Below are 16414 nucleotides of genomic sequence, written 5' to 3' on the forward strand. Positions count from 1 at the left end.
GGATGCATGCAACGCCAGCAGCTGTTCGACTACATCAATCAGCACTATCAGGTAGAACCCGATTATCCGTGGAAAAAGCACAGTGAGTATGCAGTGCTGCGTCATCCGCGGCACCGCAAATGGTTTGCGCTGGTGTTCCCGCTGGAGAGTCACAAACTCGGTTTACCGGATGGGCCGGTAATTGACGTGATGAACATCAAAGTGCGACCTGAACTGACTGGGTCGCTGCGCCAGTTGCCCGGCGTTTATCCGGCTTACCACATGAACAAAGAGCATTGGCTGAGCATCACGCTGGAAAACGGCTTGCCGGATAGCGAGATTCTGGCGTTGCTGGATGACAGCTTCAGTCTGACGTTTTAGCGCGCGAGCGGCGCGCAGGCATCATGCGCATTAACGTATTGTCTTTGAACAGATAATGGTGCGCCAGCGCGGCCACGGCATGAATGCCGATCAGCCAGTATCCGTAAGGCGCGAGGGTTTCATGCCAGTCCGCAATCATGTCGGCGAAATCCGGATCCGGATCGCCACTCACCGGCATCGGAATGCCAAAAATCCACCAGGTGCGGCCCATATAGAAGCGCGACAAAATGCCCAGCGTGGGCAAGACAATGAAAAACACGTAGATCGCCAGATGCATCAGATGCGCCAGACCGGTTTGCCAGTGCGGCGGCTTGGGCAAAATCGCCGGGCTGCGATGGCGGAAACGCAGCAGGATGCGTGACAGCATAATCACCAGCACACAACTTCCTGCGCTGAAGTGACCAATAATCATGGCAAAGCCTTGCCACGAACCGCGCGTCGCCAGTCCACGAAATTCCATGGTGCAATACGCAGTGACGACCAACAGGAAGGTCAACCAGTGAAGAAAAATCTGCGATGGGGCGTATTTATTGCTCATTTTTAATCCGTAAAAAGGCCTGGCGGGACGGTTACTTTAATGGAAAATGCGCTGAATGAATTCATTATTTGACACATCAGCAACAGCGTTTTTACCTTTCCGCTTCTGTTGCCACCAACAATTGACTCAGCAAGGTTTTCAGCTGCGCTTGCTGCGCTGCATCCAGCGTTTCCAGCAGGCTATTTTGCGTTTGCGTGTGTACCAGCAGGGCTTGCTCGATCTTCGCTAATCCTTCTTCAGTCAGCGCCACCAGCATGCTGCGCTTATCGTCGGGATCGGCAACGCGCACAATCGACCCCACGTCTTCCAGCCGATTGAGGCGATTGGTCATCGCGCCCGATGTCACCAGCAATGATTTATACAGCTGGGTCGGCGATAAGCGATAGGGCGCACCCGCGCGCCGCAGCGTCGCCAGCACATCAAATTCGCCATCGCGAAATCCAAACGGTGCCAGCGCTTCAGCGCGCGTTTTCGCCAGATGTTTCATGATACGCAGCATGCGACCAAATACCGCCATCGACGATGCATCCAGCTCCGGCATCGCGCTGGCCCACTGTTCAACTACAAAATCGACGTGATCGGTCAAATTGATTTCTCCAGATGCTGTTGTTGCCTGTTTGCACAATCCGTAGCGGCGCGATTCATCGCGCAATAAATTGCGCCGCTACGGATTGTGCGGTGATTAATATTCGCCATCTCATCCCCATTTGTTGCTTTGTGCGCATGGGCTGTTGCTGCTGCGAAAAGTATCTTAACGTTAAGATACTTTTAATGAGCATGGAGATGCAAAGTGAATCGTACTTTACCTGCGGTTGGGATGTTTGCCTTACTGGTTTTTGTTATCGCGCTGAATTTGCGGCCGATGATGGCGGCGATGGGGCCGCTGTTTCCGCTGCTGCAGCGCGACGCGCAGCTCAGCGCCACGCAGCTTAGCCTGCTGACCACGTTGCCGGTCATCATGATGGGATTGGCGGCGCTGGCCGGGCCGCTGCTGTTGCGCCGGCTCGGCGAAGTACGCGGTATCGCTGCCGGATTGCTGTTGCTGGCGCTGGCGAGCGTCGCGCGTGGGTTCGAGCAATCTGCCACAGCGTTGATTACCAGCGCGCTGGTGGCGGGTTGCGGTATCGGATTGATTCAGGCCTTAATGCCAGCGCAGATCAAACGTCACTTTGGTGCGAAAGCAGGCACGCTGATGGCGCTGTTCACCACCGGGATTATGGCGGGCGCAGCGATTGCTGCCGCCAGCGCCGCACCATTGGCGAAATCGCAAGGTTTAGCGTTAACGCTGGCAATTCCTGTTGTCCCCGCAGTCATCGCGCTGTTGCTGTGGTTGACGTTTTCACGCGGCGTAACGCCAATGCAAAGCAGCCAGGCTCCACGCACTGCTCGCTCACCGCGTGCCTGGCTGTTGATGATCTTCTTTGGCATTGGCACCGGCGCGTACACCTTGGTGCTGGCGTGGCTGCCGCCATTTTACATGCAGCACGGCTGGCAACCTGAACAAAGTGGCTATGTGCTGGGCGCGCTCACGCTGACGGAAGTTGCCGCGGGTTTTGTGCTGTCGGCGTTGATTCATCGCTTCCGCGATCGTCGCCGTCCGTTGCTGGTGGTGTTAACTTTGATTCTGCTGGGCTTGATCAGTCTGCTGTGGCTTGGCGGGGCGCAGGCGTGGTTGCCTACATTGCTGCTCGGATTAGGCATTGGCGCGCTGTTCCCGCTCTCGTTGATCGTCACGCTCGATCACGCGCACACGCCGGAAGAAGCGGGCGCATTGCTATCCTTCGTGCAGGGCGGCGGTTATTTGCTGGCGGCGTTGATGCCGCTGGTCGCTGGCATCGTGCGTGACCGCGCCGCCTCGCTCGATAGTGCGTGGATAATCATGAGCGTAGGCATTATGTTGCTAATGGTGATGGCGCTGCGGTTTAAAACGCAGCGATAAACGCACGGCACAGAATGTGATAAAACGTGGGGCAATTTTTAACGCAGGGTCGTTATTTATGACGGCCTGGCAAACCAAGGAGCAACGATGTCGCCACAAGTGGGAATCGGCGTTTTAGTTTTCCGCGATGGAAAACTGTTATTAGGGCAACGCAAAGGCAGCCACGGCGCGGGCGACTGGTCTGCGCCGGGCGGGCATCTGGAGTTTGGCGAATCGCCGGAAGCCTGCGCGCGTCGTGAAGTGCTGGAAGAAACTGGCTTACAGCTTGGTGAACTGCAAAACGGCGCATTCGTTAGCGATGTGTTTCCCGAGGTCAACAAGCACTACATTACGCTACTGATGGTGGCGCAGGACGCAATCGGTGAACCACAACTGATGGAGCCTGAAAAGTGCCACGGCTGGCAATGGTTCGCACCAGACAATCTGCCGCAACCGCTGTTTGCGCCGCTGCGCACATGGATGGCACGCGACGGATTGGCGGCGCTGCAGGCGTTGGCTACAGGGCGATAATCGCCTCGATCTCAATCTTTAAATCCGGCGAGAAAAGTTGACTAATTTGTACCAGCGAACTCGCCGGCAGATGTTCGCCATAATGTTTAAACAGCACGCCGCGTAAGACGTTGATCTCATCAAATGAGGTGATAAAAATCGTCACCTTGATTAGCTTTTCCAGCGAACTCTTTTCTTCAGCCGCGATGGTATGCAACTGCTGGAATATAGTTTCTGCTTGTGTAGCGATATCAGCCTGCTGCGCTGGCGTACCGAAAGCGGTCAAGCCAGAGACATATAAAGTTTCATTGTGCTTTACCGCGTGCACATAAGGCGCTTTGACTTCACCCAATTGCGGATAGTTTTTACGCATCAGCATCTGCTTCTCCTTAAATAATGTTTAGAACCATCACCGTAACATCTTCATCAGCAATCTCGCGCTGCTCCACATCCTGCCAGCCGAAGCGGCGATAAAGCGCTTGTTGATCCGGTGTATACAGCCACAACGCGGTGATCCCACGCTGACGCGCTTCGGTAATTAAGCGCGTCACCAGGCCACTCGCCAACCCTTTTCCACGATGTGCTGCGGCAGTAATGACTTCGCCGAGCCAAAACTCGCGCTCGGCGATATCGTGCAGTTCGTAATGGATAATGCTGGCGGTCGCCATCAATTCGCCATCGCTTGTGGTGGCCACCAGCGTCAGCGTTTTGGCCTCGGCGGCATTGCGCGCCTGTAAACGCTGCTCAATAACTGCCGCATCGCGCCAGTTGGGGAAATCCGACCATTCGCGATGCAGCATTTGCGTCACCGCATCCAAAAACTGTGGCTGTTGTGCCAGCAGGCTGATGTGCATTCCGATTCCTCAAAGGTGGCAGGCGAGAGTGACAACATAGCGATGTTGGCGTTGTCAGGCAAACTACGCTGCCCGGCAAGGTGTATCAGCCCACTTCGTTCGCCAGCGCCACCGCATCTTCACCAGCTGGAATGCGCATCGGAGCATGCGGATCGGTCGCCGCACGCCACACCGCTTCGGCCACATCCAGCGCTTTGGTGGTCGGTTGCGGCTGCTGCATCGCGCTGAACACGCCATCTAACAGCGGCTGATACGGCTCAAGTTGCGTGTTCTCCATGCGCGGCGTGGCATTTTTGCCGAAATCGGTGGTGGGCGCCAAACCCGGCAACACCAGCCGCACGTTGATGTTGAACGGCTGCAACTCCAAAGCCAGCGATTCGGTAAAGGCGTTCACCGCCGCTTTACTTGCGGTGTAAACCGCCAGCAGCGGCAGAGATTTCAGCGTCACCGTCGAGGTCACGTTGATCACCGTTCCGCCTTGTTTCGCGCGGAACTGCGGCAGCACAGCCTGCGTCAGTGCGATGGTGCCGAGCGTGTTAGTCTCAAACACGTCGCGCACCGTCGATATTGGCGTGCCTTCCAGTGATGCCAGCACGCCAATCCCGGCGTTATTCACCAGCACATCGATGTCGCCCGCTGCGGCGATGGCATTTTTGATGCTGGCTGCATCGCTGACGTCCAATGGCAGCAGACGCAGATTATCCGAGGCCGGGAACAGATCGGCGCGCGGAGTGCGCATGGTGGCGATCACTTTCCAGCCACGTTCCAGAAAATAGAGCGCGGTGGCGTGACCAAAGCCGGAAGAACAGCCGGTGATTAAAATCGTTTTCATCTTTCACTCCTGCATTGCATTGGGGTAGACGATCACTATAGAGTCAACCAACTGGACTCACTACAACGCAACGTCCAGCTTTCATTCGCAGGAGTCCAAATGATCGATCCTTTAGCGGAGATGGTGTCGCTGCTGCAGCCGCAAGCGGCGTTTTCTAAACGCGCGCGTGCTAATGGCCGCTGGCGTGTGCATCGCAGTGAAACCGGTCAGCCGTTTTATTGTCTGGTGCTGGAAGGTCGCAGCCAGCTGAAGATGAAAGGGCATCCGCCCATCACGCTGGAGCAGGGCGATTTTGTGTTGATCCCGGCGGCGTGCGAATTTTGCATGACCAGCGCCGAACCGCCCGCCGACGATGCGCCCGAAACCGCGCCACAGATGCTCGCGCCCGGCGAATACTGGATTGGCGACCAACAGCAGCCCGCCGATGTGCAAACTCTGATTGGCTATTGCCAGTTCGGCGCGCCCGATGCCGGATTGATTGTCTCGCTGCTGCCGCAGTTTATTCAGGTGCGCGGCGAATCGCGCCTGACCACGCTGGTGGAATTGGTGATGGATGAATGCCGCGCGCAGCGACCGGCGCGTCAGGTGGTGCTGGAACGCTTGCTGGAGCTGCTGTTAATTGAGGCGCTGCGATCGATGCCAATCTGCAATGCGTGTCCTGGGGTGATGAGCGGCTTAGCCGACGAACGGCTGGCGGCGGCAATCCGCGCCATCCATGCCAACCCTGCGCACAGCTGGACGGTGGCCGAACTGGCGAAAGCCGCCGCGCTGTCACGTTCCTCTTTCTTTGTGCGTTTCCGCGAAGCGGTTGGCGTGGCGCCGATGGTCTACTTGCTGACGTGGCGCATGGCGCTGGCGAAAAATCTGCTGCGCGGTAAAAGCATGGCGGTGGCCGAAGTGGCAGAGCGCGTCGGCTATCGCTCCGCCAGCGCCTTCAGCGTGGCGTTCAGTCGCTACGTCGGGCAGCCGCCGGCGTGGTTCGCCGCCGAAGAGGATGTTTAGCGATACAGCTTCAAATTGCCGGTTAAACGGGTAATTTTTTTCTTTGGACCGATCAAACCGATCGCCACCAACTCAATCTGATCGCTGTGCGCGTCAGCAATACGTTCGCCATACTCTTCGTACGTTTTGCAGGATTGCGCCAGCGGCGCGTAGATGACGCCGGGATAATCAACGCCATCCTGGCTTTGCTGATTCGGCCCCACCAAATTTCCTGGTAATTTGCCAAAACTAATGCCGATAATGCTGGCAGCGTTCATTGCCAATCCGGCGGGCAGTTGCTGATCAATCAAGATGGTGCAGCGATGGGTGTTTGCGTCGAAATCCATGTTGAGTATTTCACCTTGAGTGGGAATGCAAAAGTAAGCGATCGCTGGAGTATAAATTCCGCACATTTTGTAGCGGCGCTATTTATCGCGCAGTTGGAGATGCAGAGTATGTTTGTACTGCAGGAATTAAAGGGATTAGCGGCCTGGCCTTTGGCTGAATAAAAGATTCGAATAAATCACAATGAATTCATGAGAGTTTTATTAAATCCCATATAGTTTACTTGATGTTTCAATATCATCATCTTTACGACTATTAGATCCGGGTAATTATAAAATCACCCTGGCTTAATTCCTAAATCCTTTCTCCCACCTCACAAATCCTTAACTCAAACTGGACGCTTGCCAGCTAAAGCGTAGATACTCATTTCAACCGATTTCAAACATTAAAAAGCTGAAACAAAATAATTCGATTACTTAAACAAACCTAAAGCGCAACGGTAATAATCCGTGCGCGTATTGTCTTTTCTCTGTTGAGGAAAACATTGTGTTTAAATTAAATCCGGTGTTACTAAGCCTTGTGGCTGCGCAAGGCGTGATGTTCCCTGTGTTGCCGACAACGGCGGCGATATTAAAGCCTTATACGCCTGAAATTAATGACAATAAGGTTGGTGCTTACTGTTTATGTAATGGCAGCACGCAAACGCTGAGCGGATTGCCGCAGTTCGCGCCGGGTGAAAACGGTACGGGCAGCGTAACGATTGGTGAGTTGCGCAATATTGGGCGAATTATCAATGACAACGTGATTGGCGCGGCGCGGCTGCAAATCGGTGCGCAGAATTACGCTATTGGCATCCCCAATTACGAAGAAAATACCTACACCACCTATCAGGTATTTAATACTGCAGAACTGGTCGATTTACCTGCAGTAGGTCTGGATACCGTGGTGCCAGATTATTTTGATGTAAACGACAAACAATATATCAACGCGCGTGTCGCTTCCGTTAGTAATGGCACGCTGAATATCGATATTGGCAAGCATAACGCGGCGACGACTTCCTCCAGTAATAGCTGGTCGATGGCGGCGAAGCAAAGCCAGTTATTTACCGCCAGCAAAAAAGGCAATTTGAACTGGAATTCCAATAACCGTATCGCCTTCACCGCCGGCACCACGCCGTACGGTGGCGATCGCCTGGCTTACGATGTCGGCAACGTGGTGGAATACGCGGGTGTATTCACCGTCAATACACTGGATGGCGGCACTAACACGTTCAACGTCACTAATCTCAATGAACTGCGCAATTACAACGACTGGCTGATCGATCAGCTCTCCAACGCCAACCTCAGCACCGAAAGTTACAACACAGAATTCAATAAGGCCTACGCGCTGCGCGAAGGGCGCGTGGTGTATCGCATGAGCACCAACAACTTCGATGATGAAGTGGCGCTACCGATATTCGATCAGGTGGTGCTTAGCGCCGATGGTCCGAAGGCAACAGTGAAAATCAATCGCGGCAAAACGCTGGAAGTGGTGAACAGCAACAGCGCGGTGATGCGTGCCAGCAACGGGGCGAAGGCGATAGTCGATGGCAAACTTGCCAGCACCGGTTCTGGCCTCGAGTTGCTCAGCGGCGCGCGCGGCTTTAATAACGGCGTCATCAACGCCGGTTTTCTTAATAACGCCAATGGTAAAGGCGTCGATATCAGCACGGTTGGCGCGGGCGGCAGCGCGGTCGACGTCAGTTATGAAAGTCGGTTTAACAATCGTGGCGTGATCAACCTGCAACCCGGCGCGGGCTTCAGTACCGGCATCAATGCCTACAACAGCAAAGTGGTTAACCACGGCAACATCAACGTTGGCGTCAGCGATGTCAGCAGCGGCGGCACGGCAGCGGGCGTATTGCTGAGCAGCGACGGCAAAGGCGGTTTCGTTAACGCCAAAGACGGCCTCATCTACATCGGGCGCACGCCGCAAAATCGCAAAAATGATCCCACCGAAGATGTCGCCGTCAATCTAAGTGGCGGCGCCAGCGGCATCTATCAATTCCTTGATTCAAAAGCCGTGAATAATGGCCACATCGTGATTGGATCCAAAGTGCAAAACGCGGCAGGGATGAAGGTGGAACTCGCGCCTCACGCGGTTACGCTGAACAATGGCATCATCGACGTTAACGGCAAGGCGCAAGTTCAACCCGCCGAGAACGTTGGCATGTTGGTGCTGGATTCCGGCAGCCTTGGCAAGGTTGGCAATATCGGCACCATCAATGTCAACGGCTACAACAGCACTGGCCTAAAAGTCATCGCGCGCGATGGCAATGACTCCGTGGCATTTTCCAGCGGCGCGATCAACGTGCCTGGCGATGGCGATCGGTTTGTTAATTCCTTTAACACGGCGGTATGGGTGAAGGGCGATCCGGGCGGCACGGCTTACGCGAAACTGACCGGGCCGATCAGACTCGGCGGAAACTCGAATATTGGTATTCGTGCCGAAGGGCTTGCGGTGGTTGATGTCAGCGCTAATGCGGTGCCGCTATCCGTGCCTGATCCCAACGTGTATACCGCACGGCATATCAGTTTTTACACCCTTGGCCCCAACGCCAGAATCAACTTGCCCGCCAACGGCAGCTACAGCGCAACCGTGCCGTACGGCAACATTTTCCGCGTTGTAGATGGGGCAGATTTTGACGGCACCGGCCGCACGCTTTCCATGACCAACTCGTTCGCCACGGGCGTTTACGGCAGCGGTGAGTTCACCGACGTCAACACCAATGGCGCGACTTTCAACGTTGCAGGCAACTACGCGCGTGCCGTTGAGATCAGTGACGGCGCGCACGCCACCATTGATGCGGCGACCCGCATCAGGCTGCTCAGCAATGGCGCGACCGGCGCGGTGGCGGATGGCAATAAATTCACCCTGACAGGCGACCCGATCAATCCGCAAACCCAGTTCAATCCGGACACGCTGCTGGTCAACCATGCGGCGCTCAGCGGCGTTGCTGATAATCAACAGGCGCTGGTTGTCAGCAATCACGCCCAGTTGATCAATACCGGCGACATTACCTTAGGCGGTCAGAGCACCAACGGTATTTATGCGCAGAATGGTGCCTTTGCCTTCAACCGTGGCGATGTCACCGTGACGCGCAGCAGCACCGGTCTGTATGCGTACGGCAATCCCGAGTACACCGATGGCGTAACGCCGACTGAAGTTATCAATATCGGCTTGCTCAATGTGTATAACGTGGATGCCGAGAGTTTCTCACCCAGCAGAGGATTGATCTCCTATCATGAGCTGGCGCGCTTCTATCAAAACGGCACCATCAATTTGTTTGGCTCAAACGCGCTGGCGGGCGCGGTGTTTGCCGGTGGACTACTTGATTTAGGTGATGGCAATCGCGTGGTGTTCCACGACAGGAACCAATACGGTTTTCGCGCCGCGGATCCCGGCACGCGTTTGATCAGCCACGGCGGCAGCGTTGATGTCAGCACTGAAAACTCAAGGCTATACGAGATTGTCAACGGCGCGTGGCTGTATGCCGAAACGCCAGGCAATGTAACGCTCAGCGGGGAAAACAGCACTGGCATGGAGGTGAGCGGATACGACGCGATGGTTTCCCGCACCGACAATTACACCGTGACCGGCAAAAATGCCACCGTGATGCGCGTCAGCGGCAGCGCCGAGGGCGTGATCACCAGCGGCATTGCCCTGAATGGCGAAAACGGCACCGCGGCGGTGGTCGGCGGCGATGAGTCGGAAATCTACGCCGCCTCGCGAATCACCGGTAACGGCAGCAACAGCACCGCTTTTGATGTGAGCGGTGGCGCACGGTTGTTTAATCAGTATCAAGGCGTCGTCGATCTCACCGGACCAAACAGCACCGGCGCGCGCGTACATGACGGCGGTAACTTCATTAACCGTGGCAGCATGCGTATTGCGTCGGGCATCGGCGTCGACGTCAGCAGCGGCTACGGCCAATACGTTCCGATGGAGAGTTCCCTGCGCGTTGATGACGGTACCGCAGCGTTACGCGTTGGCAACGGCGGCTGGCTGAAAATCTACGGCGACGGGCAGGGCGCGAGCAATATTTATGCGATGGGCAAAGCCGATGGCTTGTTGCTGGATAATGGCGCGCAGGGCTTTGAAGCCAACGACATCATCCTCGGCGCTTATGGCAGCGGCAGCGTAATCAACAACCGCGCGGAAACCAGCAATATCTCGCTGGATAACGTGATGCTTGATGTGAGCGGCGGCAACGGCGTGCGTTCGGCGACCTCATTTGATCCCAATGGTCGCGCGTTGATCAACGTCAGCGGTGGTGCTACCGGTTATCGCTTCGAAAATGCCGATGGCTCAACCACCAGCAACGATCTGGTGATCGGCAAGGATTACGCCATTCTGGTTTCCGGCCAGGGTACCGGCGTTCGCGCTAACACCAGCGGCAAGGTGATTTCGCAGGGCTCGATTGGCATTCGCGATTTCAACGGCGGTTCGGCGATTGTCACCAGCACCGCCAGCCAGGTGATCAATCAGGGTTCGATTGCCTCACTCAGCCGCGTCTCTCCGCTGATCGATTTGCGCGGTGGCGACACGGTATTTATCAACCAGGGCACCATCTCCGCGCCGTTCCCGGATCAGGTCGTCGTAGCCGGAGGCGCAGGCAATGATGTGATCGCGCTGCTCGATGGCGCGGTGATCGGCGATGTGAATACCGGCAGCGGCAGCGATGAACTGGTGGTGACCGGCGGCACGCTGAACGGCAGCCTGACGATGGGCAATGGTGCGGCGAATCAGGCAACGGTGCAGAGAGTCAGCCTGGCCGATACCCGTCACATCACCACCGAAAACGGCGCTGGCAGCACGCTCAATCTCAGCGAACTGACGGCGCGCGGCGGCTCGTTTACCCGCGATGATGTCAGCAAAGGCACCAACCTCGGCGCGGGCTGGAGCACGCTCAACTTCTTCGCCACCCAATGGACGCTAACCGACAACATCAAGCTGGCGCACAGCACCATCAATATCGACGCCGGCAGTACGCTGTTTGCCGGTGATAACGTCAATCCGCTGCTGCAAGGCGCGACCGATGATTCGCTGGTGGTAAATAACGCCGGTACGCTGGATCTCACTAACGGCGGCAACGCGGCGGCGAATGTTTTAACCATTGATGGCCAACTGGCATCGGCGGGCGGCAGCCTAAAACTCAACTCTACCGCCACGCAGAGCGACAACCTGCGCGTAAACGGCAATGTGTCGGGCACTACCTTGATCGACGATACGCTGATCGGCGGCCCGCAGCTGGATAGCAATCGCGATGGCGTGATTGCCGCCAGCGAAGGTGTGTCGCTGGCGCAGGTAACCGGCAGCGCCAGCGCAACCAGTTTTGCGCTCAAGAGCGGCTATGTGGCGTCCGGGCCGTGGCAATATGGTTTAGCCAGCTTCGCGCCGGGCAGTTCAACATCCGGTGCGTGGGATTATCGACTCGCTAACACCTTTGTCTGTAAAGACGGTTCGCTGTGCCAGCCACAAGCGGGCAGCAATCAGCGTGCCGCGCGGCTGGCCGTGACGCCGCAGGTGCCGTCCTACATCTCCGCGCCGGTGGGTTTGGCGTATTACTCGCTGGCGGTGACCGACGATCTGCATAAACGTCTCGGCGAACTGCGTCAGCAGCAAACCGCGTCCGATGCCGTAGGCGGCGAGATGTTTATCCGCTATCTCGGCTCCAACCTGAAATATCAAAGCAATCGCGGTTTGGCCGATTATGGCTACGATTTCGATCTGGATTACAGTGCGGTGCAGCTGGGCGGCAACGTGCTGCGCGCCGACGGCCCACAAGACAGCTTGCGCGGCGGCGTGGCCTACACGCGTGGCAACACGCGCATTCGTCCTCATGCAGCCGACGGTTACAGCTCCACCAGTTTCGACAGCGACAGCATTTCGCTGTACGGCACCTGGCTGCGCGACAGCGGATTCTACCTCGATGGCTCGCTGAGTTGGGGTTGGTATCGCGGTGAAACCGACATCGCCCGGCAGAAAGAGGTGGCAACACCGAAAGGCAAAGGCTGGACGGCGTCGGTGGAATCGGGCTATCCGTTCACCTTCGCCAACGGCGTGCGCCTTGAACCGCAGGCGCAAATCACCTGGCTGCAGATGAAGATGGACAGCTTCACCGATCAGGATCGCACGCGCGTGTCGTACAACGATTACGATCAAACCATCGGCCGACTCGGCGCACGCCTCGATCGCACCTGGCTGGATACCAGCCAGAACGCCTACACGCCGTACGTTCGCGCCAATTACTACAAAGGCTGGGGCGGCACCGCGAAAACCAAAATCGGTGCGGCGGATACTGAAGGCAGTCAAATCTTCGAAAGTGGCAAGTTTGGTCAGATGTGGGACGTTGGTTTAGGCGTCAGCGCCACGCTGAATAACGACGTTGCGCTGTATGCCGAAGCCGATTACCGCAAAGAGATCGACGGCAACGGCGCCAAAGGCTGGCGCTATAACGCGGGCGTGAGGTGGTCGTTTTAAAATTCAGCCTGTCCATCGCGCATGCTGGAGTGCGTCAATATAAGTGGTTTTCAACCCCTCAAAGATGAGGGGTTAGAGGTGATTTAATTTCCTGGCGACCAAAATCATTAGCCAGGCACTTGCTGCGTGCGCCGATCCTTCACCGTGACATACAAAAACGCCAGCACGAACAGCGCCGCGTAGATCACCACAATGGTTGGGCCCGGCGCGCTATCGAGGAAGAACGAGGCGTACACACCGCTGAAACCTGTCACCACCGCAATGCCAATCGCTAGCAACATTACCTGCACGAAACGACGCGCCAGCAGTAAAGCGATAGCGCCAGGCGCGATCAGCATGGAAATTGACAAAATCACGCCCACCGATTTCAGCGCAGCGACGATGGTTAACGAGATTAAACACAGCAAGCCGTAATGCATCAGTTTGCCGTTGATGCCGCAGGCGCGCGCCTGATTGGGATCGAACGCGTGCAGCAGTAAATCTCGCCATTTGATGCCAATCAACAGGCTAACAATCAGCGCGATAGCCGATGTCTGGATAATATCCGCCAGGCTGATGCCCAACATATCGCCGAACAAGATGTGGTCGAGATGCACTTCGGGCTGCAATTTCAGATACAGCACCAAACCGGCGCCAAACATGCCGGAGAAGACAATGCCCATTACCGTATCGGGTTTGATGCGGCTGTTCTCACTGATGTAACCGGTAGCGACGGCGCACACCATGCCAGCGACAAACGCGCCGATGGCGTACGGCAGGCCAATTAGCCAGGCGATCACCACGCCAGGAAATACCGCGTGGCTCATCGCATCACCGAGCAACGACCAACCTTTCAGCACCAGAAACGCCGACAGCATCGCGCACGGCAGCGACAGCACCAAGGTGGTGATCAGCGCCATGTTCATAAATTCGAACTGGAACGGACTCAACAATAACTCAGCCATTTACGCCGTCCTCCATGGTCTGACGCGCACGGCGGCGCGAAGCCAGTACGCCATGTTTTGGCGCGAAAACAAAGGCTACTAAAAATACCAGCGTTTGCGCGACCACAATTACGCCGCCGGTCGCGCCATCGAGGAAGTAGCTGCTCCATGCGCCGAGGAAACTGGTGACGCTGCCGATGGTCACGGCGATCAGCAACAGGCGTGGAAAACGATCGGTCAACAGATAGGCGGTGGCGCCGGGCGTCACCACCAGACAAATCACCATAAACGCGCCGACGGTTTGCAGCGCAGCGACGGTGGACGCCGAGAGCAGGGCAAAGAACAGGATCTTCAGCCGCAGCGTATTCAAACCGAGCGAGCGCGCGTGGCTCTCGTCGAAGAAGGTCACCATCAGGTCTTTCCACTTCAGCAGCAGAATGGTCAGGGTGATAAAGCCAATCGCGCCGAGCTGCCAGATATCGGCGGGCGCGACCGACAAAATATTGCCCAGCACGATGGTTTGAATATTCACCGACGTGGGATTGAGTGAAACCAGAAACAGGCCGATGCCGAAAAACGACGAGAAGATCAGGCCGATAATGGCATCTTCTTTTAAGCGTGTGCGCTGATTGAGAAACAGCATGCTGCCCGCCGCCAGCCCGCCGGAGAGAAACGCGCCGAGGGAAAAGGGCAGTCCGAGCATGTACGCGCCCGCCACGCCGGGCACAATTGAGTGCGACAGCGCATCACCGATCAGTGACCAGCCTTTCAGCATCAGGAAGCAGGAGAGAAAGGCGCAAATCGCGCCGACCAGCGCTGCGATCCACATCGCATTCAGCATGTATTGATAGCCAAACGGTTCAATAATCCACGACATGGTTCGCTCCCCGGTCAGGATTTTTGTCTTTCATCAGCTGCATTAACACCGCGTTACGCTCATGCAGCGCGCCATCAAAAGTCTGCGCCAGATTATCGGCGGTGAAGGTGTCATGCAGCAGGCCGCTCGCCAGCACGGTATTTTTTACCAGCACGCAGCGATCGCAGAAATCGGGGATGGCGTTGAGATCGTGAGTGGAAACCAGCATGGTGCGGCCTTCGTCGCGCAGCTCTTTTAGCAGGGCAATAATCGCGGCCTCGGTTTTAACGTCCACGCCGGTAAACGGCTCATCCAGCAGGATAATCTGACCACTTTGTGCCAGCGCGCGTGCCAAAAAAACGCGTTTTTTCTGCCCCCCCGACAGCTCGCCAATCTGCCGGTGGCGATAAGCGCTCATGCCCACGCGCTCCAGCGCTTGATCAAGGCTAAGTTTATCGGCGGCACGCGGAATACGCAGCATGCCCATATAGCCGTAACGGCCCATCATCACCACATCTTCCACCAGCACCGGGAAGCTCCAGTCCACTTCCTCGGACTGCGGGACATAGGAAACGATGTTGTGTTTGAGGGCCTTATTGGCCGGTAAACCCGCTAGCGTTACCGCGCCCGAGGAGAGCGGCACAAATCCCATGATCGCTTTGAACAGTGTGGATTTGCCGGAGCCGTTAACGCCAATCAACGCGGTAATGCTGCCTGCGGGCACGCTGAAAGAGGCTTTACGCAGCGCCGTGTGGCCGTTGCGGTAGGTAACACCCACATTCTCGACGATTAATCCTGCGGCTGGGTTCATTTCTGACTTCCTTCTGTGATGCCTTTCACCACGGTTTCGGTGGTGACGCGCAGCAGATCCAGATAGGTCGGCACCGGGCCATCGCTGTTGCTCAGCGAATCGACGTACAACACGCCACCGTAATGAATGCCGGCTTCACGCGCCACTTGCTGAGCGGGTTTGGCAGAGATGGTGCTTTCACTAAAGATGGCAGGAATTTGATGATCGCGCACCGCATCGATCACCTTACGCACCTGCTGCGGGGTGCCTTGCTGATCGGCGTTAATCGGCCATAAATAGAGCTCTTTCAGACCGAAATCGCGCGCCAGATAAGAGAAGGCACCTTCACTGGTCACCAGCCAGCGTTTATCGGCGGGAAGCTTGTCGACAGCGGCACGCATCGGCGCGATGGTTTGCTGAATCTGCGCTTTGTAACGCTCAGCGTTGGCCTGATAAATTGCGGCATTGGCGGGATCGTATTTCTGCAGCGCGTTGCGGATGTTATCGACGTAGATCAGCGCGTTATCCGGCGACATCCATGCATGCGGATTGGGTTTACCGTTGTACGGACCTTCAGTAATGCCCATCGGCTCAATGCCTTCCGTTACGGTGACCTGCGGTACATCGTTAAGACGCTGGTAAAACCGGCTGAACCACAGTTCCAGATTAAAGCCGTTTACCAAAATCAGATTGGCACCCTGCGCGCGACGAATATCGCCTGGCGTGGGTTGGTATTCGTGGATTTCTGCGCCGGTTTTGGTAATCGACGTCACATCCGCCGCATCGCCCGCGACGTTTTTCGCCATATCGGCGATCACCGTAAAGGTGGTGACCACTTTGAGTTTTTCAGCCGCTGACGCGGTAAATGCGCTGAGTGACAACAGAACGGCAATCGCAGGCAAAAGGCGTTGAGTGAACATGATCATCTCCAGAGTAATATAGCAAATGCTATAATATATAGCTGATGCTATCTATATGAGTCATTTTTGTTCACAACGCCAGTGTAAAGACAAAAATTTACGAAAGGGGCAAGTGTCATAAAGAC

General features: G+C 56.1%; 15 protein-coding genes. 5 read left to right on the plus strand and 10 right to left on the minus strand.

Features of this window, described 5'->3' with window-relative positions:
- Positions 1–6: 6 nt before the first annotated feature.
- Entirely contained in the window at positions 7–360 is a 354-nt protein-coding gene (locus AAF463_RS21060; protein ID WP_350262402.1) for an MmcQ/YjbR family DNA-binding protein, read from the plus strand.
- Here the strand turns inward: AAF463_RS21060 and cybB are convergent.
- Together cybB and AAF463_RS21070 are read right to left on the minus strand one after the other, a co-directional pair.
- On the minus strand, positions 344–898 hold the full coding sequence (gene cybB, locus AAF463_RS21065; protein WP_110866967.1) for a cytochrome b561: 555 nt from the start codon (positions 896–898) through the stop codon (positions 344–346). The genes AAF463_RS21060 and cybB overlap by 17 nt on opposite strands.
- Positions 899–989: 91 nt before the next feature.
- Positions 990–1484 (minus strand): MarR family transcriptional regulator, encoded by a 495-nt coding sequence (locus tag AAF463_RS21070; RefSeq protein ID WP_217548100.1) that lies wholly within the window; start codon positions 1482–1484, stop codon positions 990–992.
- 204 nt (positions 1485–1688) lie between these two features.
- Between AAF463_RS21070 and AAF463_RS21075 the strand changes: the two genes are divergently transcribed.
- Both AAF463_RS21075 and AAF463_RS21080 read left to right on the plus strand, forming a co-directional pair.
- On the plus strand, positions 1689–2837 hold the full coding sequence (locus AAF463_RS21075) for an MFS transporter (protein WP_350262404.1): 1149 nt from the start codon (positions 1689–1691) through the stop codon (positions 2835–2837).
- Positions 2838–2924: 87 nt separating this feature from the next.
- On the plus strand, positions 2925–3347 hold the full coding sequence (locus AAF463_RS21080) for an NUDIX hydrolase (RefSeq protein WP_350262405.1): 423 nt from the start codon (positions 2925–2927) through the stop codon (positions 3345–3347).
- On the opposite strand, the gene AAF463_RS21085 is transcribed toward AAF463_RS21080, so the two are convergent.
- The 3 genes from AAF463_RS21085 to AAF463_RS21095 all read right to left on the minus strand — a co-directional run bounded on the left by AAF463_RS21085 (position 3334) and on the right by AAF463_RS21095 (position 5012).
- Entirely contained in the window at positions 3334–3705 is a 372-nt protein-coding gene (locus AAF463_RS21085; protein ID WP_336768158.1) for a RidA family protein, read from the minus strand. The two genes, AAF463_RS21080 and AAF463_RS21085, sit on opposite strands and share 14 nt — an antisense overlap.
- A gap of 10 nt (positions 3706–3715) precedes the next feature.
- On the minus strand, positions 3716–4180 hold the full coding sequence (locus AAF463_RS21090; RefSeq protein WP_350262406.1) for a GNAT family N-acetyltransferase: 465 nt from the start codon (positions 4178–4180) through the stop codon (positions 3716–3718).
- Positions 4181–4265: 85 nt separating this feature from the next.
- Entirely contained in the window at positions 4266–5012 is a 747-nt protein-coding gene (locus tag AAF463_RS21095) for an SDR family oxidoreductase (RefSeq protein WP_222233992.1), read from the minus strand.
- 99 nt (positions 5013–5111) lie between these two features.
- Here AAF463_RS21095 and AAF463_RS21100 point away from each other — a divergent pair, with 99 nt between their 5' ends.
- Positions 5112–6014: an AraC family transcriptional regulator gene (locus AAF463_RS21100; RefSeq protein WP_350262407.1), complete on the plus strand. Its 903-nt coding sequence runs from the start codon at positions 5112–5114 to the stop codon at positions 6012–6014.
- Here the strand turns inward: AAF463_RS21100 and AAF463_RS21105 are convergent.
- Entirely contained in the window at positions 6011–6340 is a 330-nt protein-coding gene (locus tag AAF463_RS21105; protein WP_110866960.1) for a DUF2000 domain-containing protein, read from the minus strand. The genes AAF463_RS21100 and AAF463_RS21105 overlap by 4 nt on opposite strands.
- Positions 6341–6824: 484 nt before the next feature.
- Here AAF463_RS21105 and AAF463_RS21110 point away from each other — a divergent pair, with 484 nt between their 5' ends.
- The gene (locus AAF463_RS21110) at positions 6825–12800 is read left to right on the plus strand and encodes an autotransporter outer membrane beta-barrel domain-containing protein (RefSeq protein WP_350262408.1); all 5976 of its coding nucleotides are present in this window, start codon (positions 6825–6827) and stop codon (positions 12798–12800) included.
- Between the two features lie 107 nt (positions 12801–12907).
- Here the strand turns inward: AAF463_RS21110 and AAF463_RS21115 are convergent, their stop codons facing one another.
- Genes AAF463_RS21115 through AAF463_RS21130 form a run of 4 tightly spaced genes read right to left on the minus strand, consistent with a single transcriptional unit; the run spans position 12908 to position 16289 of the window.
- The gene (locus AAF463_RS21115) at positions 12908–13744 is read right to left on the minus strand and encodes a metal ABC transporter permease (RefSeq protein WP_101761430.1); all 837 of its coding nucleotides are present in this window, start codon (positions 13742–13744) and stop codon (positions 12908–12910) included.
- A complete protein-coding gene (gene sitC / locus AAF463_RS21120) occupies positions 13737–14600 on the minus strand; it encodes an iron/manganese ABC transporter permease subunit SitC (protein WP_101761431.1) in 864 nt (287 codons plus the stop codon). The genes AAF463_RS21115 and sitC overlap by 8 nt, the downstream gene beginning before the upstream one ends.
- A complete protein-coding gene (locus AAF463_RS21125; RefSeq protein ID WP_350262409.1) occupies positions 14584–15390 on the minus strand; it encodes a manganese/iron ABC transporter ATP-binding protein in 807 nt (268 codons plus the stop codon). Before AAF463_RS21125 ends, sitC begins: the two co-directional genes overlap by 17 nt.
- Positions 15387–16289, minus strand: a complete 903-nt coding sequence (locus AAF463_RS21130; RefSeq protein WP_350262410.1) for a metal ABC transporter substrate-binding protein — start codon at positions 16287–16289, stop codon at positions 15387–15389. The genes AAF463_RS21125 and AAF463_RS21130 overlap by 4 nt, the downstream gene beginning before the upstream one ends.
- Positions 16290–16414: the final 125 nt, after the last annotated feature.

This window comes from Pantoea sp. BJ2, assembly GCF_040255075.1.
Taxonomy (GTDB): domain Bacteria; phylum Pseudomonadota; class Gammaproteobacteria; order Enterobacterales; family Enterobacteriaceae; genus Pantoea; species Pantoea leporis.